A 22,666-nucleotide genomic window follows, 5' to 3' on the forward strand; every position below is an offset into this window, starting at 1 on the left:
GGGCGGGCCAGGACCGGACCCGACCGGCCAGGACCGCCTCCCACAACAACGGGTGGCGGTGCCGCAGGTTCAGGGTTTCAGCGATCAACGTGCCGGCGGTCTTGTCGCTGATCTGGAGAATCCCCGCGACTTCCAGGGACAGGAACGCGCCCAGGGCGGGGGTGCCATCGGCGCCGTAGACCATGGTCTCTTCACACCCCGCCACAATCACCGAGTCATCGACCCGATACCGATCACACATCGCGGCCACCGCGATCAGCTTCGCGACCTCGATCGCGCTCTCCTGCTCATGAACATGCCGTAGCGCCGCCGCGGCCTCGGCGTACCCAGGTGGAGCTGTTATCGAACCCATGTTCCTATTCAACAGACGCCCACTGACAAAAATTGCCCGAAACCGGCTCAGTGCGCGAAACCCGGCCAAATCGGCAGGTCGCCACCCCATTGCGCCGCCGTCCGGGCCGAGCCCTGGAGCGTCTGCACCGCCAGTTCCCGGGTGCTGCCATCGGTAGCGGCCGCCACCCAGCCACCGGCGAACGGCCGGAAGGCACCCTCCATGGTGGCGATGATTTTGGCGCCGTTCGCCCGATCGGTCGGTTCGACCGGCAACTTGTAGGCCGCCTCGGCCGCGGGGACCTGTTCATTGCGTTCCCGCAGCAGGTCGCCGAGTCGGGTCCGCAGGGCCCGATGCTCGTTCAGCAACTGGCTGACCGTCCGGGTGTCGTTCCCGGTCATCGGGGCCAGCGCCGCCTGATACCCGTAGATCAGCCCGTGCACCTGCCGCAGCACCTGCTGCATCGCCTCGACATCGCTCCAGACCTGCAGCGGCCGGGGCTCGTTCGCCGGGGGAGCGGGGCGGGCCTGGCGGAACTCCAGCGCCGCCTGCGCCCCGCTCGCGTACGCCATCAGGGACCCCCACACCAACGCATGCTGGCCCTCGGCCTCCAGTGCCCGACGCTGATACTCCGCGACGGCCCGACCGTAGAGATCGCGCACCTGGGTGATCGCCGCGTCCCCGCGCGCAGCGCCCAGGGTGGCCGACGCGCTCGGCACCGGGCGCGGCGTCCGGCCATCGGTCGGCGTCGCGGTGGGCCGAGCCACCGGATCCGGCGAGGCCAGCGCCAGCAGATGCGCCTGATGGGCGGCCGTGAAAGCCGTCACCTGCTCGGTGATCGGGGCGCCGAGACCAGCCCCGGACAACTCCTGCGTGACGCCGGCCAGGTCGGCCTCCCACTGCAGTGCGCCGGCCACATCCGCGAGCGTGGGCACCGGGCTCGGGGTCGGCAGCGGCGGGGGAGTCTGACTTCCACCGTGCACCAGCGGATCGGTCACCGAGCACCCGACCAGCGCGCCACCCAGCAGCAAAGAGCCCATCCCCACAAACAGGCCGCGCCGGGAGAAGACAGTCACGCAGTGAACCTACCGCACCTTGCTATGCTGGCTCGAACCCGCGCGCACCCGCCCGGGCGCCCGCGCCTGCGCGGACGAACAACTGAACGCACACAATCGAAAGAGGTCCCGTGTCCGAGAGCGAGTTGACTGCGTTGCTCGGCCCCCTGCTGGCCGAGCATGAACTGGAGCTGGACAAGCTCGATGTCGTCACCGCCGGGAAGCGCCGGCTGTTGAAGGTCACCGTTGACGGCGACGGACCCGCCGGCCGCGGCCCGTCCAGTGACCAGATCGCCGACCTCACCCGGGCCGTGTCCCGGGCGCTGGATGAGTCCGATGTGATGGGCGAGGCGGCGTACACCCTCGAGGTGAGCACCCCCGGCATCAGCCGGCCGCTGACCAAGCCGGCGCACTACCGCCGCAATCTGGGCCGCCTGGTCACCGTCACCCGGCCCGATACCGACGACCTGACCGGACGCATCGTCGCGGTCACCGAGGACACCGTCACCCTCCGGGTCACCAACGGCAAGCACCCCCGGACCCAGACCTCCCAGGATCTGGACCTCCCCCTGGCCGGGATCACCCGCGCCGTGGTGCAGATCGAGATGAACCCGCCCAAGGATCTGGTGCTCCCCGGCGACACCGACGACTCCGCTGACACCGACGAATCCGCCGAGGAAGGGGATCACTGATGGACATCGACATGTCCGCGCTGCGCGCGATCGAGAAGGACAAAGAGATTCCCCTCGATGTGCTCATCACCGCACTCGAAGAGGCCATGCTCAACGCCTACGACAAGACCGAACGCCCGGTCCGCGGCGCCCGGGTCGAGCTGGACCGCAAGACCGGCAAGGTCCGCGTCCTGGCTCCCGAGCGCGACGAGGAAGGCAACGTCATCGGGGAGTACGTCGACACTCCCGACGACTTCGGCCGCGTTGCCGCCTCGACCGCCCGGCAGGTGATCTTCCAGCGACTGCGCGATGCCGAGGACCAGCAGAAGTTCGGTCACTTCTCCGGGCAGGAGGGCGACATCCTGGTCGGCACCGTCCAGCAGTCCCGCGACTCCCGGGTCGTCCGGGTCGACCTGGGCATGCTGGAGGCGATCATGCCGTTGGCCGAGCAGGTGCCCGGGGAGGACTATTCCCACGGCAAGCGCCTGCGCGTCTACGTCGTGGCCGTACGCCGGGATGTGCGCGGCCCGCAGGTCGTGGTGTCGCGGACCCACCCCAACCTGGTCGAACGCCTGTTCCGGCTCGAGGTTCCCGAGATCGAACAGGGCATCGTCGAGATCAAGGCGGTCGCGCGGGAGGCCGGCCATCGCACCAAGATCGCGGTGATTTCCAAGCGTCCCGACGTATCGGCCAAGGGCGCCTGCATCGGCCCGATGGGGCAGCGGGTCCGCGCGGTGATGCATGAGTTGAACGAGGAGAAGATCGACATCATCGACTACTCCGAGGATCCGGCGAAGTTCGTCGGACAGGCGCTCTCCCCGGCCAAGGTCACCTCGGTCACCGTGGTCGATCCGGCGGCGCGGGCCGCCCGGGTGATCGTGCCGGACTACCAGTTGTCCCTGGCGATCGGCCGGGAGGGGCAGAACGCCCGGCTCGCGGCCCGGTTGACCGGCTGGCGCATCGACATCCGGCCCGACACCGAGGTGCCCCCGAAGAACTGACCCCACCGAGCACGCAAACACCGAGCACGAGAAACACAGCGGCGCCCACGAAGACGTGGGCGCCGCTGTGTTGGGGGGCGATCCCGACGGGGGGCGGGATCGGGGGTTCACCGAGCGGGTCAGCGCCCGCCCAGCACTCCGGCATCGAAGGCCTTGAGGACGGAGTCCGCATCGGCCTGGGTGAGCTTGCCGTCGGTGACGCTTTGATCCAAGCGTGACTTCAGCTGATCCCGGTGCTGGGTCTGCGCCGCCTGCTGGACCTCGTCGAGGGCCGCGGTGACCTTGGCCTCGTCGATGCCGAGCTTCTCGGCGAGCTGCTTGGCGAGCTCGGCCTTCCGGGCCGTGGGGTCCGGTCGGTTCGAGCCGTCCTTGTTCTGCTGCGCGTTCGCCTGCCGAATCTCCTGCAGGGCAGTCTTCAGCTTGGCTTCATCCACGCCCAGTTTCTGGGCCAGGGTCGCGGTGTCCATCCCCTGACGGTGCCCCCGATCAGTGGAGGTGTCGGTGGGAGATGCGGACGTCGACGCGCTGGGGGAGTCGGTCGGCGTGGCAGTCGGGGCGGCGAAAGCCAACCCGGCCCCACCGAGGGCGGCAGCGGTGATCCCCGCGCCGGTGGCCAGGGTGATCGCGATCTTCTTGTTCACATGGTTCCTTTCATCGCTACGTAACCACGGTCCGTCCAGGTGCTGGGAGTGACCGTGGCCCGCGCTGTCGGCAACCTGTGAGTTCGCCGCCCCCGGCCCTTAGCGGCCGCTGCGGCTGCGTCCCGAACCGCGGCGAGCGGCACTGAACGCGGCGGCCCCACCACTGCTCCGGTTGCTGCCGGTGCCCCGACCATTCCCGGTGCTGCGCCCGGAGGTTCGGGTGCTGCTGCCCGATCGCGGCGCGTCCTGGTCCCGGCCGCCGGTCGACTGACCCGCGCTGCTCGGACGCCGGTTACCCGCCGAGCGGTTCGCGCTACCCGCCGAACGGTTCGCGCTGCCCGCCGAACGGTTCGCGCTGCCGGTACGCCCGGCCGGACGACCGCTGCGCGAACGGCCACCACCCTGGGGCTGGGCCGGCTCGTTGCCGACGCCGGGGCCACCGGGGACGGGCTTCACGTACGGGGCCGGCTCACCCACCAGGGCGATCACCGGCGGTGCATCGGGGGTGACCCGCTGCGGCTGGACCTCGATCTTGGCCCGGCGCATGATCTGCCGGGTGTCATCGCGCTGCGACGGCAGCATCACCGTCGCGACGTCCCCGGCGGAGCCGGCCCGGGCCGTCCGCCCGGAGCGGTGCAGGTACGCCTTGTGCTCCACCGGCGGATCGACGTGGACGACGAGTTCGACATTGTCGACGTGGACGCCGCGGGCTGCCACATCGGTGGCAACCAGGACCCGGACCGAACCGTCGCTGAAGGCGCCGAGGTTCCGGTCACGAGCGTTCTGCGAGAGGTTTCCGTGCAGGTCCACCGCCGGGACGCCGCTGGCGGTCAGTTGCTTGGCCAGCCGCTTGGCCTGGTGCTTGGTGCGGGTGAACATGATCCGGCGACCGCGGCCGGAGGCGAGCGTACGCACCAGGGCGGCCTTCTCGGAATCGGCGACCTCGAAGACGTAGTGGGTCATCCGGGCGACCGGGGAGTTGGCCTCATCGACCGAGTGCAGCACCGGGTCGGCGAGGTACTTGCGCACCAGCTTGTCCACCCCGTTGTCGAGGGTGGCCGAGAACAGCATGCGCTGGCCCTCGCGCGGGGTCTTGTCGAGGATCCGGGTGACCACCGGCAGGAAGCCCAGGTCGGCCATGTGGTCGGCCTCGTCGAGCACGGTGATCTCGATCTGGTCCAAGTGCGCGATGCCCTGCTTCATCAGATCGTCCAGGCGGCCCGGGCAGGCCACCACGATGTCGACGCCGCGCCGCAACGCGGTCTCCTGGCGCGACTGGGAGACGCCGCCGAAGATGGTGGTCACCGAGAGGCCGGCGGCCTCGGCCAGCGGTTCGATGGTGGCGGTGATCTGGGTGGCCAGTTCCCGGGTCGGTGCCAGGACCAGGCCGCGGGGCTTGCGGCCACCGCGCCCGGACAGCCCCGCGACCAGCGGGATGGCGAAGGCCAGGGTCTTGCCCGAGCCGGTCTTGCCGCGGCCCAGGACGTCGCGTCCGGCCAGGGTGTCGGGGAGGGTGTCGGCCTGAATGGGGAAGGGGGTGATCCGGTCCATCCCGCGCAGTGCTTCGACGAGTTCTGCGGGCACGCCGAGATCGGCGAACGAAGTGTTGTCCATAATCATTTCTTTGCACGGCACCCGCCGGTCCCAATGGACCCGGATACCTGATCGGCGAGCGCGACGGTGGCCGCGTTCGATCGCCGTGGGAAAGCCCCGTCAACTTCAGCAGAAGGAGGGCGCGTTCTACGACGCATGCGGCGTGCAGGCACGCCGCTGGCGCCCACGATAGCAGGCTCCCCCGCCCGGGGCCGCTTCGGAACGTCCCCGGGTCACCCGGGCGTGGCCTCCGGCGGCCCCGGATGGACCAGAATCACGATCAGCCGCCGGGGACCGTGGACGCCCTCCACTCGGCTCAACTCGATATCCGAGGTGGCCGACGGGCCCGACACCATCGTCACCGGCAACAGTGGGTCCAGCCGGGCAACCATCTCCGGTACGCCGTACACCACCGACTCATCCCGCACCAGGCACACATGACAGTCCGGCACCAGGGTGAGGGCCCGGCGTCCGTTCGTCGGACCGGCCTGCAAACAGATCGTTCCCGTGGCGGCGGCGGTGACGTGGGAGTCGGTCACCACCGCATCGACCCGGTCCAACAGTCGGGGATCGCTGCTCGGATCATCCGGCAGTGCCTCGCCGTCGAAGCGCGCCAGCAGCGCGGCGTCCAGTCCGGGCGCGTACCGGACCCGGGTGGCGCCCGCCTCGGACAGCACCGCCGCGATCGTGGCCGGCAACTCGGTGGGCGTGGCTTCACGGACCATCGCCCGATAGTCCAGCAGGCGATCGATCAGCAACTCCCGGCGTTGCCCGGCGGTGGATTCGGTCGAGGTTCGGTAACTGCGCGCAACGCGGCCCTCTGGGGCAGCGGCCGCCTGCGCTTCGGCGTCCCGAATGCGCCGCAGAATCGCGTCCTTGGCATCCGACATCAGGCTTCGCCCTCCGCACCGCGCCGGGCGGCAGTCAACAGGTGCTGGGCCTCGCTCCCGGCGAACCACTGCCGGAAGGTCTGCTTGGGCGGCACCGCAACGTCCCGCACGGAGGTCCAGCCACCCAGGAATCCGGGCACCGAGGTGATGGTGTGATCGCGTCCGCCCAGGACCCGACCCAGCGCGACCATCCCGGCAGCCGCATTCCACAGCCGGGGGTGGGACCACAGCTGGGTCAGGGTCTGCATCATCGTGGCCTCGGGCACCGGCGGATACTCGGTGACCTTGCGGTGCCGCAATTCCAGCAGGATGTCGGTGATCGGGATTTCCACCGGGCAGACCTCGTTGCAGCGCCCGCACAGCGAGGACGCGAACGGCAGCGAACCGTTCGGGTCGTCGGCGGACTCGAAGCCGGTCAGTTGCGGGGTCAGGATTGCCCCGATCGGGCCTGGATACGTCGATCCGTACGCGTGGCCCCCGGCCCGTTCGTACACCGGGCAGACATTCAGGCAGGCCGAGCAGCGGATACATTTCAGCGCCTCCCGGCCGACCGAATCGGCCAGCGCCCGCGTCCGGCCGTTGTCCAGCAGCACGATATGGAACTCCTGCGGGCCGTCGTCGGGAGTGACGCCGGTCCACAGCGAGGTGTAGGGGTTCATCCGCTCCCCGGTGGAGGAGCGGGGGAGCAGTTGCAGGAACACCTCGAGGTCGCGGTAGGTCGGCAACAGTTTCTCGATCCCCATGACCGTGATCAGGGTCTGCGGGAGCGTGACGCACATCCGTCCGTTGCCCTCGGATTCGACCACCGACACCGTCCCGGTCTCGGCGATCCCGAAGTTGCAGCCGGAGATCGCCACCCGGGTCCGCAGGAACTGTGTGCGGAGGAACACCCGGGACGCCTCGGCCAGGTCGGCCGGTTCGGTGGACAGGTCGGGATCCACTCCGGGCATCCCGGCGAGGAAGATGTCGCGGATCTCGGCCCGGTTGCGGTGGATGGCCGGGACCAGGATGTGCGACGGCGTGTCGTGGCCGAGCTGGATGATCAACTCGGCCAGGTCGGTCTCCTGGGCGTGGATACCGGCCGCGGCGAGCTGCTCGTTGAGCGCAATCTCCTGGGTGGCCATGGACTTGACCTTCAGGACCTCGGTCTCCCCGGTCGCCCGGATCAGGTCGGTGACGATCGCGCCGGCCTCGGCTGCGTCCCGGGCCCAGTGGACGATCCCGCCGCGCGCGGTCACCGCCGCCTCGAACTGCTCGAGCAACTCCGGCAGGCGGGCCAGGACGTCGCGCTTGATCGCCGAACCCGCAGCGCGCAGCTCCTGCCAGTCGTCGAGCTCGGCCACTACCGCGGCCCGCTTGTCCCGGATCGTGGTCGTGGCGTGCGTCAGGTTGTGGCGTTGGGTGGCGTTGGTGAGGCCGCGGTGGGCGGCCCTGGGGAAGGACTCGACACCGCGCAGGTGACCCGGCATGCCCAGAAACGTGCTCACAGCATGAACTCCTTGGTGTACGCCGCGGACGTGGGCGACCAGGGGTGCGCCCGGGTGGAGGCGAGGATTTCCGCCAGGTGCAGGGCGCGGACCCCGGCCCGCTGCCGGGCCAGGGCGCCGCCGATGTTCATCAGGCAGGACGCGTCGCCGGCGGTGACATACTCCGCCGCGGTCTCGCTCACGTGGCGGGCCTTGTCGGCGACCATGGCCGCCGAGGTCTCGGCGTTCTTCAGCGAGAAGGTGCCGCCGAACCCACAGCATTCCTCGCGGTTGGGCAGCGGGACGAGGTCGATGTCCGCCACGGCCTGCAGCAGCCGGTAGGGCCGATCGCCCACCCGGAGAAAGCGCAGCGAATGGCACGAGGCGTGGTAGGTGACCCGGTGCGGGAAGAAGGCGCCCACGTCCTCCACCCCCGCGAGGTCGATCAGGAATTCGGCCAGGTCGTAGCTCTTCGTGCTGACCCGCCGGGCGCCATCGGCCAGCGCGGGGTCCCCGTAGCGCTCGGCCAGGCGTACGTGATGCTCCCGGACCGCCGCGGTGCAGGACCCGGAGGGGATCACCACACAGTCGAGGGCGGGATCGGCGAAGGCATCGGTATAGGTGCGGACCAGCGGAACCGCCTCGCGCTGGTAGCCGGTGTTGACGTGCATCTGCCCGCAGCAGCTCTGCTCGGTCGGGAAGACGACCTCGTGGCCCAGCCGGGAAATGACCAGGGCCGTGGCCTTGACCGCGTCGGGGAACATGACGTCGCCGATGCAGGTGGCAAACAGTCCGACTCTCATGTGGCCGATTCCACCATGCCCCGCCGAGGCGTCGGCAACGGGTGGGGCGCCCCGTCCCGAGATCGCGCCCGTCCCGAGTTCGCCTCCGAGGCGGCATAATGCCTGCTCGGGGCGTGGTTGGCGTCCCGCACCCGAGGAGACCTGTGAGCGAACCCCGTCAGCCCGAACGGACCTGTGTCGGCTGCCGACGCCGCGCCCCGCAGCAGGAATTGTTGCGGCTGGTCGTCAGCGCGGGGGCGGTGGTCCCCGATCCGCAGCGGCGACTGCCGGGGCGCGGGGCGTACCTGCACCCCAGCCGGGCCTGCTTCGAACAGGCCGAACGCAAGCGTGCGCTGACCCGGGCGCTGCGGTCCACCGCACCGGTCGATCTGGCCGCGCTGGCCCAGCAGCTGCAACTCGGCTGAACCTCCGCTCCGCGGACTCGCGTAGCGGTTGGTTGCGCATTCGTTGTAAGCTGTCCCGTGCGCCACTGCCCAGAGGTGGCCGGTCAGCCCCCGATCCAACGTGGATCGGACGAGTCTGAAAGTGGGTTAACGCTCATGACCACTCGATGAGTACTCACGAATGAGCATGCAAACCAACTAGCGCCCGAGTGATACCGCACGGGCCATCAAAGGAGAGTAGTGGCAAAGGTCCGTGTCTACGAGCTTGCTAAGGAGCTCGGACTCGAGAGCAAGGAAGTTCTGCAAACCCTGAACGACATGGGCGAGTTCGTCCGCTCCGCGTCGTCCACCATCGAAGCGCCGGTCGTCCGTCGACTGCGGGACCGGCTGACCTCCGGCGGCAAGCCCGAGGCAAAGTCTGCCCCCAAGCCCGGGGCCCCCGCCGCGCGCCCACAGGCCCCGCGGCCCAAGGCCGGTCCGACCCCCAAGCCGGGTCCGAAGCCGCCGATGCCCGGTCCGGCCCCGGCCCGTACGCCGAAGCCGACCCCGAAGCCAGCCGAGCGACCCGCTGCCCGGACTACCCCGTCGGCTCCGGCCGCCCAGGCCGCACCGTCGACTTCGGCCGCCTCGTCGACTCCGGCCGCGACGCCGACCCCGGCTCCCACGCGTCGTCCGGCGCCCGCTCCGGGTGCGCCGAGCCCCCGTCCGGCCCGTCCGGCCGCACCCGGTGGTTCCGCCGGCGCCAAGCCCGGTCCGCGGATGCCGCGGGCTGCCGGTACGCCGGAGTCCCGCACCGAGGGCCCGCGTCCGGGTCCGCGTCCACCGGCCCCGCGTTCGGCGAACCAGCCGGAGACCCGGAACACCCCGAGCCCGCGTCCGGCCGCGCCCGGTCCGCGTCCGCAGGGTCCCGGCGGCGCAGCGCCCAAGCCGCACGCCCCGCGTCCGGGTGCCACCGGTGGTCTGCCCGGTCCGCGGCCGCGTCCGCAGGGCACCCCGCGCCCCGGCAACAACCCGTACTCCTCGGCGCAGGGGATGGGCACCCAGGCCCGTCGGCCGCGTCCCGACGGCGGCGCCCCGCGTCCGGGTGGGCCGCGTCCGCAGCGTCCCGGTGACACCGCACGTCCGGGCGGTCCGCGTCCGGCCGGTGGTGGCGCCGCCGGCATGCCGCGGCCGAACCCGGCGATGATGCCCAAGCACACCTCCAGCCAGCTCGGCGGACACGGCACCCCGGTCGGGGGCCGGGGACGTCCCGGCGGTGGCGGCGGTGGCCGGGGTCGTCCCGGCGCTGGTCCGGGCCGGGGTGGTCCCGGTGCCGGTGCCACGACTGCCGGTGGTCCGCCACCGGCCGGGCGGGGCGGTCGCGGTGGCCGCGGCGGCACTCAGGGTGCCTTCGGTCGCGGTGGCCAGTCGCGTCGTGGTCGCAAGTCGAAGAAGCAGCGCAGGCAAGAATTCGACCAGATGGAAGCGCCGTCGATCGGCGGCGTACGCATCCGCAAGGGTGACGGGCAGAGCGTCCGGTTGCGCCGGGGTGCCTCGCTGAGCGACCTGGCCGAGAAGATCAATGTCGACGCCGCTCAGCTGGTGCAGGTGCTGTTCAGCATGGGCGAAATGGTGACCGCGACCCAGTCGGTCAACGACGACACCCTGCAGTTGCTGGGTGCCGAGCTGAACTACGACATCCAGGTCGTCTCGCCCGAGGACGAGGAGCGCGAGCTGCTCGAGCGCTTCGACCTCGAGTTCGGTGAGGACGAGGGCGACGAAGAGGATCTCGAGCCCCGTCCGCCGGTCGTCACGGTCATGGGTCACGTCGACCACGGCAAGACCAAGCTGCTGGATGCCCTGCGGCATTCGAACGTGGCAGCCAAGGAGGCCGGCGGGATCACCCAGTCGATCGGTGCCTACCAGGTCGCGACCGAGGTCGACGGTGTCGAGCGCAAGATCACCTTCATCGACACCCCGGGTCACGAGGCGTTCACCGCCATGCGTGCCCGTGGTGCCAAGTCGACCGACATCGCCATCCTGGTGGTGGCCGCCGACGACGGTGTGATGCCGCAGACGATCGAGGCCCTGAACCACGCGACGGCCGCCGATGTGCCGGTCGTGGTGGCGGTGAACAAGATCGACAAGGAGGCCGCGGATCCGCAGAAGGTCCGGGGTCAGCTCACCGAGTACGGCCTGGTCCCCGAGGAGTACGGCGGCGACACCATGTTCGTCGACGTCTCGGCGGTGACCGGACAGGGCCTGGACGAACTGCTCGAGGCCGTCGTGCTGACCGCCGACGCGTCTCTGGACCTGCGGGCCAACCCCGACATGGATGCCCAGGGTGTGGCCATCGAGGCGCACCTGGACAAGGGCCGGGGCCCCGTGGCCACCGTCCTCGTCCAGCGCGGCACCCTGCACGTCGGTGACTCGATCGTCGCCGGTCCGGCCCACGGGCGCGTCCGTGCCCTGGTCTCCGATACCGGTGAGCAGGTGGAGGAGGCGCCGCCGTCGATGCCGGTCCAGGTGCTGGGTCTGACCTCGGTACCCGGTGCCGGTGACACCATCCTGGTGGTGCCCGACGACCGGACCGCGCGCCAGATCGCCGACCAGCGCGAAGCTCGCAAGCGGGCCGCGCTGCAGGCCAAGGGTGCGCGGCGCAAGACGCTGGATGCGATCAAGGAGCAGATGGAGAAGGGGGAGACCTCCGAACTCCTGCTCATCCTCAAGGGCGACTCCGCCGGCTCGGTGGAAGCTCTGGAGGACAGCCTGCTCAACATCGAGGTGGACGACGAGGTGTCGCTGCGCGTGATCGACCGCGGTGTCGGTGCGATCACCGAGACGAACGTGTCGCTGGCTTCGGCCTCCGGCGCGGTCATCATCGGCTACAACGTGCGCGCCCAGGGCAAGGCCACCGAGATGGCCGACCGCGAGAACGTGGACATCCGCTACTACACGGTGATCTACGACGCGATCGACGAGGTCGAGGCGGCGCTGAAGGGCATGCTCAAGCCGATCTACGAAGAGGTCGTCACCGGGCACACCGAGATCCGCGAGATCTTCCGGTCCTCCAAGGTCGGCACGATCGCCGGTTGTATGGTCCTCGACGGGACCGTCCGCCGGCACGCCAAGGCGCGACTGCTGCGCGATGGGGTCGTGGTCACCGAGACCGAGATCAACACGCTGCAGCGGGAGAAGGACTCGGTCACCGAGGTGCGCGAGGGGTACGAATGCGGTCTGACGCTGACCAACTTCTCCGACATCAAGCAGGGTGACATCATCGAAACCTTCGAGATGCGCGAGAAGCCGCGCGACTGAGCGCAGCCGATCCACCGACAGGGGGCAGGTCCGAACGGGCCTGCCCCCTTTCGTGTCCCATTCCGAAACACGGTTGCTGCCCTCTATTTCATGGGCACGGGCGGCCTTATGGGAAAGATCACCATACCCATCGGCCGTCGCTCGATTCTGCGCTCTCTTTTTGTCAGTGGCACCTTTTAGGCTCATAACATGTCCCTGATGCAGCACCGTGCCGAAGAATTCTTCGCCGAGCCACACGTGGCTCTCCTGATGATTCCCGGCCCGGCCGCGCCATTGACCATGCCGGTCTGGTACGACTACCAGCCCGGCGGCAGCATCGCCCTGGTGACCGGTCCGGACTCCCTGGCGGCCAAGCGGCTGCGCGAGGCCGGACGCTGCACCCTGGTGGTCGATTCGGTGACCCCACCGCGTTACGTGGCCGTGGAATGCACCCTGATCGAGGAGGGCGAGCCCTCCCTGGAGGCGCCGCGCTCGGTCGCCGCGCGCTATCTCCCGCCGCACATTCTGGAGGGCTATCTGACCCATATCGAGCAGAATGTCGGGCCGGAGGTGCGGTTCACGCTGCGCCCGGTCACCTGGCGCAGTGCCGGCATCGGCTGAGCCACGATGAAATGCGGATGAAGGCCGGGCCCGGATCTGGAAGGATGGCGAGTCATGAGTAACCCACGCGCCCTCAAGCTGGCTGATCAGATCAAGATGATCGTGGCGCAGATGCTGGAACGGCGGATCAAGGACCCCCGGCTCGGGTTTGCCACCGTGACCGATGTGCAGTTGACCGGCGACCTGCGCGAAGCAACGGTGTTCTACACCGTGCTCGGTTCCGAAACCGACCTGGCCGGGACGCAGGCCGCCCTGGAGTCGGCCAAGGGGCTGCTGCGCTCCACGGTCGGCAAGCAACTGGGTCTGAAGTTCGCCCCCACCCTCACCTTCGTGCTGGACGCGATGCCGGAGTCCGCGCGCCACATCAACGAGTTGCTCGACTCCGCCCGCGACCACGACACCGCGGTGGCCGAGCAGGCCGCCCGGGCGCAGTACGCCGGCGAGGCCGATCCGTACAAGAAGAAGGACGAGGAGGACTGAGCGTGGCTGCAGCCACCGGCCCGTCCGGGGTGGTGGTGGTCGACAAGCCCGCCGGGTGGACCTCGCACCAGGTGGTCGGTCGCATCCGCCGCCTGGCCCACACCCGCAAGGTCGGCCACGCCGGCACCCTCGACCCGATGGCCACCGGGGTCCTGCTGATCGGGGTCAACCGGGCCACCCGGCTGCTGGGGCACCTGATGCTCACGCAGAAGGAATACACCGCCACGATCCGGCTCGGCCGCGCCACCATCACCGACGACGCCGAGGGGGAGTTCACCGCCTCCGCCGGCGCCGCCGGGATCACCCGGGAGGCGATCGAGGCCGCGATGGTGCCGCTGCGCGGAGAGATCCTGCAGGTCCCGACCGCGGTGTCGGCGATCAAGGTGAACGGGCAGCGGGCGTACGCGAAGGTCCGGGCGGGTGAGGACGTGGAACTGCGGGCCCGCCCGGTCACCGTCTCGCGCTTCGACCTGGGCCCGATCACCCCGGCGCAGGCCGACGGGATCCCCGTCCTCGACTGCGAGGTCGCGGTCACCTGCTCCTCGGGTACCTACATCCGTGCCCTGGCCCGCGATCTCGGCCGCGCCCTGGGCAGCGGCGGGCACCTGACCGCGCTGCGGCGTACCCGGGTCGGACCGTTCGATCTGTCCCGGGTCGGCCTCGACGAAACCGGTCTGGCCGGCGACGACCTCGGCACGGCGCTGATCGGCATCGACGAGGTCGCCACCGCCTGCTTCCCGCACGTCGAGGTCACCGACGCCGAGGCCCGTGCGATCGGGTACGGCCAGCCGCTGCCGCAGCGTCCGGTCGACGGGCTCACCGCGATGATGCACGCGGGACGATTCCTCGCCCTGTACCGGCCCGCCGGACCCGAGGCGGCCGGGGCGGTCGCCGAGGCCGTGCTCGCGGGGTAGCATCTGTGCGTCTGCAGGAAGGAATCACAGTGGGTCAAGCCAATTTGGTGGTGATCGGCAACTTCGACGGTGTCCATCGCGGGCATCAGGCGGTCTTGCAGGCCGCGCGCGGCTCGCTGCCCGGCGCGCGGGTCATCGTGGTCACCTTCTGGCCGCACCCGATGTCGGTGGTCCGGCCCGGGAAACAACCCCTGCTGCTGACCGATCTGGGCGACCGGATCAACCTGCTCAAGGACGCCGGCGCCGATGAGGTGGTGGTGATCCCCTTCGACCGGGAACTGGCCGCCCTCAGCCCCGAGGACTTCGTCGAGCGCTTCATCCGTCCGCTGGATCCGGTCCGGATCGTGGTGGGGGAGAACTTCCGGTTCGGGCACAGGGCCAAGGGCAACTCCGACACCCTGCGCGCCCTCGGTTTCGAGGTCACCGCGCTGGACCTGGTCGAATCCGATCACGCCACCACCTGCTCCACCGAGATCCGGCGGCTGGTCGCCGAGGGCGACATGGCCGGCGCCTGGCATCACCTGGGCCGGCCCTACCGCTTCCGTGGCACCGTGGTCTATGGGCATCAGCGCGGCCGCGAGTTGGGCTTCCCGACCGCCAATCTGCCGGTCCCCGAGGGGGTCGCGGCCCCGGCCGACGGGGTGTACGCCGGCTGGCTGCATCGCCTCGACCGGGCCGATGCCGAGTTCTGGCCGGCCGCCATCTCGGTCGGGCGCAACCCGACCTTCGACGACGTGCCGGAGGTCGTGGTCGAGGCGCACGTGCTCGGCCGCGACGACCTCAACCTGTACGGCGTCCCGGTCAGCATCGACTTCGCCGCCCGGCTGCGCGGCAACGTCCGCTTCGACGGACTCGACGCGCTGATCGCCCAGATCGCCCAGGACTGCGCCGATGTCAGCCTGCTGCTGTCGGACCTGGAGCCCCCGACCCACTGATTCACCGACACGCTGATTCACCGAGGCAAGGATTCGCCGGGGATCGCCCGTCGATGCTATCCTCGTGAGGTTGCCGTCAGAACGGCCGCGGACACACAGAGCCTTCACCGCAGGGTGGGGCGCCGCGCAACGGGAAACCGAGAGGAGAGCGACGATGGACGCCGCCGAAAAGCAGAAGATCATTGAAGAATACGCAACCAAGCCTGGTGACACCGGCTCTCCGGACGTGCAGATCGCGCTGCTGACCAAGCGCATCTCGCACCTGACCGATCACCTGAAGGCCCACAAGGGCGACCACCACAGCCGCCGCGGCCTGATGCTGATGGTCGGTCAGCGTCGCCGGCTGCTCAACTACGTCGCCAAGCAGGACGTGGAGCACTACCGTGCGCTGATCAAGCGCCTCGGGCTGCGCCGCTGATCGCAGTAGCCTCGACCGAACGGGTCCCGCCACACGGCGGGGCCCGTTCTGTCCTGCGGACGCTCGATTGGGCCGATTTGCCCGCGCGGGTGATCATGGAGAAATGGACGAAACCCTGAATCCCACTGACCGCGCCGTCGTGCTCGTGCACGGCACCCGCACCTCGCACACCCAGTGGGATCCGCAGCTTCCCGCCTTCCGGGAGGCCGGCTACCGGGTCTTCGCCCCCGATTTCCCCGGTCACGGCACCCGCCGGGGGGAGCAGTTCACCACCGCCGCGGCCACCGACACCATCACCGCCGCGATCGCCGAGGCGAGCGCGCAGGTCGGCCCCGGCCGGGTGCACCTGATCGGTGCCTCCCTGGGCGGGATGATCGCGATCCACGCCGCCGGCACCCTCGCCGATGAACTGAATCACCCGCTGGCCTCGGTGACCGTGTTCGGTTCCGCCGTCCAGCCCACCCGGCTGACCGCCGCGGCGTACGCGGGCATGGTGGCGCTGGGGGACCGGATCCCCGGCGCCCGGGCCACCATTTCCCCCGAGACCGGCGACCCGGTGCAACCGTGGCTGTTCCGCTACCTGATCGGCTCCGACGAGACCGCCTGCGGCTACCGCGGCGGGCGCGCCGACATCCCGACCGTCCGCGCGGCGATGCGCACCGCCGGTGAACTGGACCTGGTCGCGGCCCTGTACCGGATCCCGGTGCCGGTCGCCATCGTCAGCCCGCGCTTCGATCAGCTGCGCCTGCATGAGCGGCGCTTCGCCGCCGCGGCCCCCAAGGGACGCCTGGTGAAGCTGCCCTACGGCTCCCATGCGGTCAACGTGGCTCACCCCGATCGCTTCAACGCCGACCTGCTCCAGATCCTGGCGCACAACGAGGGGGCCGGCTGGGCCGGTCCGGTCATCGCCCGGGCCTGATCCGAATCCCACTGGGCCCCACACGCGTGGCTGCGTTGTCGGCAGCACACGCGTACGCATAGTCTGTGCGTTGACACAAAGACGAGACAACAACCCGGCTGTGGGCTCCGTCCAAGGGGACGGCGGCGCAGCCATGCAGAAAGGAATCCCGTGTCGGGAGATCCCAAGTTCACCGAAGCCATTCTTGACAACGGCAAGTTCGGCAAGCACGTCGTCCGGTTCGAGACCGGACTGCTCGCCCCCCAGGCCGCCGGCTCCGCCGCGGTCTACCTGGACGACGACACCATGCTGTTGTCGGCCACCACGGCGGCCAAGAACCCCCGTGACTCCATCGACTTCTTCCCGCTGACCGTCGACGTCGAAGAGCGGATGTACGCCGCGGGCCGCATCCCCGGCTCGTTCTTCCGCCGCGAGGGTCGGCCGGGAGAGGGCGCCATCCTGGCGGCCCGCCTGATCGACCGTCCGCTGCGTCCGTCCTTCGTCAAGGGCCTTCGCAACGAGGTCCAGGTCGTGGTGACCGTCATGGCGCTCAACCCGAACGCCCTCTACGACGTGGTCGCGATCAACGCGGCCTCGATGTCCACCCAGCTCGCCGGGCTGCCGTTCTCCGGCCCCATCGGTGGCGTCCGGATCGCGCTGATCGACGATCAGTGGGTCGCCTTCCCGACCGTGGAGCAGCTCGAGGACGCCGTGTTCGACATGGTCGTGGCCGGCCGCGTCGTCGCCGACGGTGACGTCGCGATCATGATGGTCGAGGCCGAGTCCACCGAGAGCACCTGGAACCTGGTCAAGGCCGGCAAGACCGCCCCGACCGAGGACGTCGTCGGCGGCGGTCTGGAGGCCGCCAAGCCGTTCATCAAGGCCCTGTGCGACGCGCAGGCCGAACTGGCCGCGCAGTTCCCCAAGGAGACCGCGCAGTTCCCGATCTTCGCCGACTACGGCGACGACCTGTACGCCGCGGTCGAGGCCGAGGCGGCCGACAAGATCGCCGAGGCGATGACCATCGCCGACAAGCAGGAGCGCAACGACGCCACCAGCGCGATCAAGAAGGACGTCATCGAGAAGCTGGCCCCGCAGTTCCCCGATCGTGAGCTCGAGTTCGGCGGCGCGATCAAGGCGCTGACCAAGAAGATCGTGCGCCACCGCACGCTGACCGAGAAGGTCCGCATCGACGGCCGCGGCGTCCGCGACATCCGGACCCTGTCGGCCGAGGTCGGCGTGATCCCGCGGGTGCACGGCTCGGCGCTGTTCCAGCGCGGCGAGACCCAGATCCTGGGGGTCAGCACGCTGAACATGCTCGGCATGGAGCAGAAGATCGACACGCTGCAGCCCGAGGACTCCAAGCGCTACATCCACCACTACAACTTCCCGCCGTACTCCACCGGGGAGACCGGCCGGGTCGGTTCGCCCAAGCGTCGCGAGATCGGCCACGGGGCGCTGGCCGAGCGGGCCCTGGTGCCGGTGCTGCCCACCCGCGAGGAGTTCCCGTACGCCATCCGTCAGGTCTCCGAGGCGCTGGGCTCCAACGGGTCCACCTCGATGGGCTCGGTGTGTGCCTCGACGCTGTCGCTGCTCAACGCCGGTGTCCCGCTGCGCGCACCGGTCGCCGGCATCGCGATGGGCCTGATGAGCGAAACCATCGACGACGAGGTCCACTACGTCGCGCTGACCGACATCCTCGGTGACGAGGACGCCCTGGGAGACATGGACTTCAAGGTCGCCGGGACCAGCGAGTTCGTCACCGCGCTGCAGCTGGACACCAAGCTCGACGGGATCCCCGCCGACGTCCTGGCGGCCGCGCTGCTGCAGGCCCGCGAGGCTCGGCTGACCATCCTGGAGGTGATGGCCGAGGCGATCGACGCCCCCGACGAGATGTCCCCGTACGCGCCGCGGATCATCACCATGAAGATCCCGGTCGACAAGATCGGTGAGGTCATCGGCCCGAAGGGCAAGATGATCAACCAGATCCAGGAGGACACCGGCGCCGACATCACCATCGAGGACGACGGCACCATCTACATCGGTGCCTCCGCCGGTGAGGCGGCCGAGACCGCCCGCTCCACGATCAATGCGATCGCGAACCCGACGATGCCGGAGAAGGGCGAGCGCTACCTGGGCACCGTGGTGAAGATCACCAACTTCGGTGCGTTCGTGTCGCTGCTGCCGGGCAAGGACGGCCTGCTGCACATCTCCAAGCTGCGCGGCCTGGCCGACGGCAAGCGGGTGGAGAACGTGGAGGACGTGGTCTCGGTCGGGCAGAAGCTCCAGGTCGAGATCTCCGATATCGACGACCGCGGCAAGCTGTCGCTGATCCCGGTGCTGGAGGACAACGACACCGATACCGACGCGGACGACGACGCCGAGGACGGCGACGACGACTGAGTCCGGTTGCGCCGACCGAGCGCACCCGCCCGAACTGCCCGGTGGCCCTGTGCCGCCGGGCAGTTCGCGTCACCGACTAGGGTGAGGCTGTACTGATCCGACCCAGGAAGGAACTGACGTGATGGACGTTGCCGTGTTCGGGGCCAATGGCCGCATGGGGGCCGAGGTGTGTCGTGCGGTGAGCCGGGCCGCCGACCTGGAACTGGCCGCCGGTATCGATTTCGGCGATGACCGCGCCGGGGCGGCCGGAGCCCAGGTGGCCGTCGACTTCACCACCCCCGATGCCGTGATGGACAACCTGCGCTGGTGCATCGACAACGGCATCCATGCGGTGGTCGGGACCACCGGATTCACCGCTGAGCGCTATGCTGAACTGCGCGAACTGCTCGCCGCCAAGCCGCAGGTCGGCGTGATCGTCGCGGCGAACTTCTCCATCGGCGCCATCCTGATGATGGACTTCGCCCGCCGCGCCGCGCCGTTCTACGAATCGGTCGAGATCATCGAACTGCACCACCCGAACAAGAAGGACGCCCCCTCCGGGACGGCCACCGCGACCGCCGCCAAGATCGCCGCCGCCCGCGCCAAGGCAGGCTGTGCGCCGATGCCGGATGCCACCGAGCAGGAGGTCCCCGGCGCGCGGGGCGCCGACCTCGACGGGGTCCGGGTGCACTCGGTCCGGCTGCAGGGCCTGATCGCGCACCAGGAGGTGCACCTGGGCGCCCAGGGCGAGACCCTCACCGTCCGGCACGACTCGCTGGACCGGGTCTCCTTCATGCCCGGGGTGCTCGCTGCCGTACGCGCCGTTGCCGAGCGGCCGGGCCTCACCATCGGACTGGAGTCGGTGCTCGGCATCCAGGAGGACTGATGGCGCGGCGCCGAACCCGCGGCTGCGGGATCGCCCTGCTCGTGGTGGTGATCCTGCTGGTCGTCGGGGCGGTGGTCGCCGACCGGGCGCTGGACAAGTACGCCGAGGACCGGGTCGCCACGCAGCTCGCCGGGATCTTCCGGACCCAGCAGCGGCCCGCGGTCGACATCACCGGGATCCCGTTCCTGACCCAGTACGCCGCCGGCACCTTCGACAGGATCACCGTGCAGGGCGGATCCGCCGAGCTGGCGTACGAGCAGCGCACGCTGCAGCTGAACCGGTACGACCTGGCGCTGGCCGAGGTCAGCCAGGCGGGTTCGGGCTACCGGGTGCACCGGCTCGACGGCACCGTCGAGCTCAGCTATGCGGGCCTGTCCGACCTGACCCGGCTGCCGATCAGCTACGGCGGGACCTCCGCCGATGGCCGCGGGATGATCCGGGCGGCGATGAGTGCCGACGTGTACGGTCGCCGCGGCGATGTGGTGGCCACCGGCGTACCGAGCATCGACCCGGCCACCCAGCGGCTGCAACTGGACGACGTCCGGGTGACCGTCGACGGGGCCAACATTCCGGTCAATCTGGCCCAGTTCGGCGTGACCCTGCCGACGCTGCAGCTCCCGCACGGCCTGACCGCGACCTCACTGACGGTCACCGAATCCGGCGCCACGGTCGGGATCAGCGGCGCCGACGTCACCGTCTAGATGCCGGTGTGCATCCGGATCTGCTTGATCCGGATGCTGCCGTCATCGGTGCCGACCTCCCGATGGGCCCCGTCGGCGTCCCAACCGGCCCCGGTGAGAAAGGTACGCAGCCGGTCGTCGGTGGCGCGGATCCACCAGGTGGCCCGGGTGAACCGGTCGGCCCGCAGCGTGTCCACCACCGCCTGCATCAACCGGGACCCGTGCCCGTGCCCGCGGCGCTCCGGGTCGATCACGAACTCCTCGACCTCCGCATCGTCGGCCTCGTGGGAATCCGGATCGCTGCTGGGCGACAGCGCCGCGAACCCGGTGACCCGTTCCCGGCCCGGCGTACGCTCCACCGCGACCAGCACCCGGAAGGTCGCCAGCGGGGGCCGCAGGATCGCCGTCTGCCACATCCGGACCAGCTGATCCACCGCCAGCTCGGCGACCAGGTCCCCGGTGTCGGCATCACCGGCCCAGGAGCGTCGTTGGATCTCGGCGATCGCCGCCGCTTCCCCGGGCAGGGCCAGGCGTACGAAGCCCTCCGGAGTGGGGTGCTCTGAATCCGTGTTCACCCGCAGAATGCTAACGCTGCCCCGGTGGTAGTTGGATACGCTGAGCGTTATGGTCGATCGCTTGTCACCCCCCGGGCCCCAGGCCGCCGATACCCTTCGGGTCATTCCGCTGGGCGGTCTCGGCGACGTCGGACGCAACATGGCCTGGCTGGAGATCAACGGGAAGATCCTGCTGATCGACTGTGGGGTGCTGTTTCCCGAGGATTCCCATCCGGGGGTGGACCTGATCCTGCCCGGCCTGGAGGCGCTGGACGACCGGCTCGAGGACGTCGTCGGGCTGATCCTCACCCACGGCCACGAGGACCACATCGGCGCGGTGCCCTACCTGTTGCGGCGCCGGGAGAACATCCCGCTGTTCGGGACCCAGTTGACCCTGGCCCTGGTCAAGGGGAAGCTCCGCGAACACCGGATCCGCAATGCCGACCTGCGGACGGTCACCGAGGGCGATGTGGTCGAACTCGACGGCTTCCAGTGCGAGTTCATGGCGGTCAACCACTCCATCCCCGATGCCCTCGGCGTGATGCTGCGGACCGCTGCCGGCAACGTCCTGCACACCGGCGACTTCAAGATGGACCAGCTGCCGCTGGACCACCGGCTCACCGACCTGCGGGCGATGGCGCGGTTCGGGACCGAAGGCGTGGACCTGTTCATGGTCGACTCCACCAATGCCGAGGTGCCCGGTTTCACCGTGCCCGAGCGGGACATTGCCCCGGCCCTGCAGCGGGTCTTCGCCACCTCCAAGCAGCGCCTGATCGTGGCCTGTTTCGCCTCCCACGTGCACCGGGTCCAGCAGGTGATGGACACCGCGGTCGAGTACGGCCGCAAGGTCGTCTACGTCGGCCGCTCGATGCTGAAGAACATGGGCATCGCCGAGGAACTGGGCTACCTGCACGTCCCGCCGAACACCCTGATCGACCTGAAGGACATCGACAAGTACGAGCCGCGCAAGGTCGTCATCATCTCCACCGGCTCCCAGGGCGAGCCGCTGTCGGCGCTGGCCCGGATGGCCAACCACGAGCATCCGGTGATCCAGTTGGAGTCCGGTGACACGGTGCTGCTCGCGTCCTCGCTGATCCCCGGGAACGAGAACTCCGTGGGGCGGGTGATCAACGGCCTGACCAAGCTCGGCGCCCGGGTGATCCACAAGGGCAACGCGCTGGTGCACGTGTCCGGGCACGCCTCGGCCGGCGAGTTGCTCTACTGCTACAACCTCGTCAAACCGCGCAATGCGATGCCGGTGCACGGCGAGATGCGCCACCTGCACGCCAATGCCGAACTCGCCCGCAGTACCGGCATCCCGCAGCGCAATATCGCTGTGGTCGAGGACGGCATGGTCGTCGAACTGCGCAAGGACAAGCCGATTCGCGTGGTCGGCCAGATCGACGCCGACTATGTCTTCGTGGACGGCTCCACCGTGGGTGATCTGTCCGAGTCGGACCTGACCGACCGGCGCATCCTGGGCGAGGAGGGCTTCATCTCGGTGATCGCGGTCGTCTCGCTGAGCCAGGGGCAGGTCATCTCCGGGCCGGAGATCCAGGCCCGCGGTTTCGCTGAGGACCCCGCGGTGTTCGACAGCATCCGCGGCGAGATCGCCGATGCGCTGGCCGATGCGCTCGGCGAGGGCGTGGAGGACAGCCACCGGCTGCAGCAGGTGATGCGCCGCAAGATCGGCCGCTGGGTGAACAAGCGGTTCCGCCGCCGTCCGATGATCGTCCCGGTGGTCATCACCACCTGACCCGTCCGGGAGCGCTCTTCGACCGGCTCGCT

The 22,666-nt window shown here is 69.7% G+C and carries 21 protein-coding genes and 1 pseudogene; 14 read left to right on the forward strand and 8 right to left on the reverse strand.

Translation table 11 applies throughout. The annotated features are described in order from the left end of the window. A pseudogene (locus tag G531_RS23260) lies at positions 1-352 on the reverse strand (hypothetical protein); the annotation flags it as partial. Positions 353-399: 47 nt separating this feature from the next. Then, complete coding sequence (locus G531_RS23265) at positions 400-1,407, reverse strand: ferritin-like domain-containing protein (protein ID WP_145978772.1); 1,008 nt, start codon at positions 1,405-1,407, stop codon at positions 400-402. 110 nt (positions 1,408-1,517) lie between these two features. Here G531_RS23265 and rimP point away from each other — a divergent pair, with 110 nt between their 5' ends. Beyond that, entirely contained in the window at positions 1,518-2,078 is a 561-nt protein-coding gene (gene rimP / locus G531_RS0115730; protein ID WP_026927962.1) for a ribosome maturation factor RimP, read from the forward strand. Beyond that, entirely contained in the window at positions 2,078-3,058 is a 981-nt protein-coding gene (nusA, locus tag G531_RS0115735; RefSeq protein WP_026927963.1) for a transcription termination factor NusA, read from the forward strand. The genes rimP and nusA overlap by 1 nt, the downstream gene beginning before the upstream one ends. A gap of 119 nt (positions 3,059-3,177) precedes the next feature. Here nusA and G531_RS0115740 read toward each other — a convergent pair whose 3' ends face one another. The 5 genes from G531_RS0115740 to G531_RS0115760 form a co-directional block, all read right to left on the reverse strand. Further along, positions 3,178-3,699, reverse strand: a complete 522-nt coding sequence (locus G531_RS0115740; RefSeq protein WP_051215596.1) for a hypothetical protein — start codon at positions 3,697-3,699, stop codon at positions 3,178-3,180. 99 nt (positions 3,700-3,798) lie between these two features. Beyond that, positions 3,799-5,313 (reverse strand): DEAD/DEAH box helicase, encoded by a 1,515-nt coding sequence (locus G531_RS23270; RefSeq protein WP_051215597.1) that lies wholly within the window; start codon positions 5,311-5,313, stop codon positions 3,799-3,801. 212 nt (positions 5,314-5,525) lie between these two features. Beyond that, positions 5,526-6,182: a LutC/YkgG family protein gene (locus G531_RS0115750; protein WP_026927965.1), complete on the reverse strand. Its 657-nt coding sequence runs from the start codon at positions 6,180-6,182 to the stop codon at positions 5,526-5,528. After that, positions 6,182-7,651 carry a lactate utilization protein B gene (locus G531_RS0115755; RefSeq protein ID WP_051215601.1) on the reverse strand — a complete coding sequence of 490 codons (1,470 nt, stop codon included), beginning with the start codon at positions 7,649-7,651 and terminating at the stop codon, positions 6,182-6,184. The genes G531_RS0115750 and G531_RS0115755 overlap by 1 nt, the downstream gene beginning before the upstream one ends. 14 nt (positions 7,652-7,665) lie before the next feature. Continuing rightward, positions 7,666-8,451, reverse strand: a complete 786-nt coding sequence (locus tag G531_RS0115760) for a (Fe-S)-binding protein (protein ID WP_026927967.1) — start codon at positions 8,449-8,451, stop codon at positions 7,666-7,668. Positions 8,452-8,594: 143 nt separating this feature from the next. Between G531_RS0115760 and G531_RS0115765 the strand changes: the two genes are divergently transcribed. From G531_RS0115765 to G531_RS24840, 11 genes are all read left to right on the forward strand, one after another. Further along, entirely contained in the window at positions 8,595-8,855 is a 261-nt protein-coding gene (locus G531_RS0115765) for a YlxR family protein (protein ID WP_026927968.1), read from the forward strand. Between the two features lie 219 nt (positions 8,856-9,074). Then, positions 9,075-12,131, forward strand: coding sequence for a translation initiation factor IF-2 (infB, locus tag G531_RS25330; RefSeq protein ID WP_081684184.1), 3,057 nt, complete (start codon positions 9,075-9,077; stop codon positions 12,129-12,131). 189 nt (positions 12,132-12,320) lie between these two features. After that, complete coding sequence (locus G531_RS0115775) at positions 12,321-12,731, forward strand: pyridoxamine 5'-phosphate oxidase family protein (RefSeq protein ID WP_026927970.1); 411 nt, start codon at positions 12,321-12,323, stop codon at positions 12,729-12,731. A gap of 54 nt (positions 12,732-12,785) precedes the next feature. Continuing rightward, on the forward strand, positions 12,786-13,211 hold the full coding sequence (rbfA, locus tag G531_RS0115780; protein ID WP_026927971.1) for a 30S ribosome-binding factor RbfA: 426 nt from the start codon (positions 12,786-12,788) through the stop codon (positions 13,209-13,211). A gap of 2 nt (positions 13,212-13,213) precedes the next feature. Continuing rightward, positions 13,214-14,125, forward strand: a complete 912-nt coding sequence (gene truB / locus G531_RS0115785; RefSeq protein ID WP_035759350.1) for a tRNA pseudouridine(55) synthase TruB — start codon at positions 13,214-13,216, stop codon at positions 14,123-14,125. Positions 14,126-14,148: 23 nt separating this feature from the next. After that, a complete protein-coding gene (locus G531_RS23275; protein WP_051215602.1) occupies positions 14,149-15,060 on the forward strand; it encodes a bifunctional riboflavin kinase/FAD synthetase in 912 nt (303 codons plus the stop codon). Positions 15,061-15,214: 154 nt separating this feature from the next. Beyond that, positions 15,215-15,478, forward strand: a complete 264-nt coding sequence (gene rpsO / locus G531_RS0115795; protein WP_026927973.1) for a 30S ribosomal protein S15 — start codon at positions 15,215-15,217, stop codon at positions 15,476-15,478. 103 nt (positions 15,479-15,581) lie between these two features. Further along, complete coding sequence (locus G531_RS23280) at positions 15,582-16,397, forward strand: alpha/beta fold hydrolase (RefSeq protein WP_051215598.1); 816 nt, start codon at positions 15,582-15,584, stop codon at positions 16,395-16,397. A gap of 150 nt (positions 16,398-16,547) precedes the next feature. Then, on the forward strand, positions 16,548-18,779 hold the full coding sequence (locus G531_RS0115805) for a polyribonucleotide nucleotidyltransferase (protein ID WP_026927974.1): 2,232 nt from the start codon (positions 16,548-16,550) through the stop codon (positions 18,777-18,779). Positions 18,780-18,897: 118 nt separating this feature from the next. Beyond that, positions 18,898-19,644 carry a 4-hydroxy-tetrahydrodipicolinate reductase gene (dapB, locus tag G531_RS0115810; protein ID WP_026927975.1) on the forward strand — a complete coding sequence of 249 codons (747 nt, stop codon included), beginning with the start codon at positions 18,898-18,900 and terminating at the stop codon, positions 19,642-19,644. After that, complete coding sequence (locus tag G531_RS24840) at positions 19,644-20,345, forward strand: LmeA family phospholipid-binding protein (protein ID WP_026927976.1); 702 nt, start codon at positions 19,644-19,646, stop codon at positions 20,343-20,345. Before dapB ends, G531_RS24840 begins: the two co-directional genes overlap by 1 nt. Here G531_RS24840 and G531_RS0115820 read toward each other — a convergent pair. Next, positions 20,342-20,899: a GNAT family N-acetyltransferase gene (locus G531_RS0115820; protein ID WP_026927977.1), complete on the reverse strand. Its 558-nt coding sequence runs from the start codon at positions 20,897-20,899 to the stop codon at positions 20,342-20,344. The genes G531_RS24840 and G531_RS0115820 overlap by 4 nt on opposite strands. Positions 20,900-20,960: 61 nt before the next feature. Between G531_RS0115820 and G531_RS0115825 the strand changes: the two genes are divergently transcribed. Continuing rightward, positions 20,961-22,634: a ribonuclease J gene (locus tag G531_RS0115825; RefSeq protein WP_026927978.1), complete on the forward strand. Its 1,674-nt coding sequence runs from the start codon at positions 20,961-20,963 to the stop codon at positions 22,632-22,634. Positions 22,635-22,666 lie beyond the last annotated feature (32 nt).

This window comes from Granulicoccus phenolivorans DSM 17626 = NBRC 107789 = JCM 15570 (assembly GCF_000423085.1).
Taxonomy (GTDB): Bacteria; Actinomycetota; Actinomycetes; order Propionibacteriales; family Propionibacteriaceae; genus Granulicoccus; species Granulicoccus phenolivorans.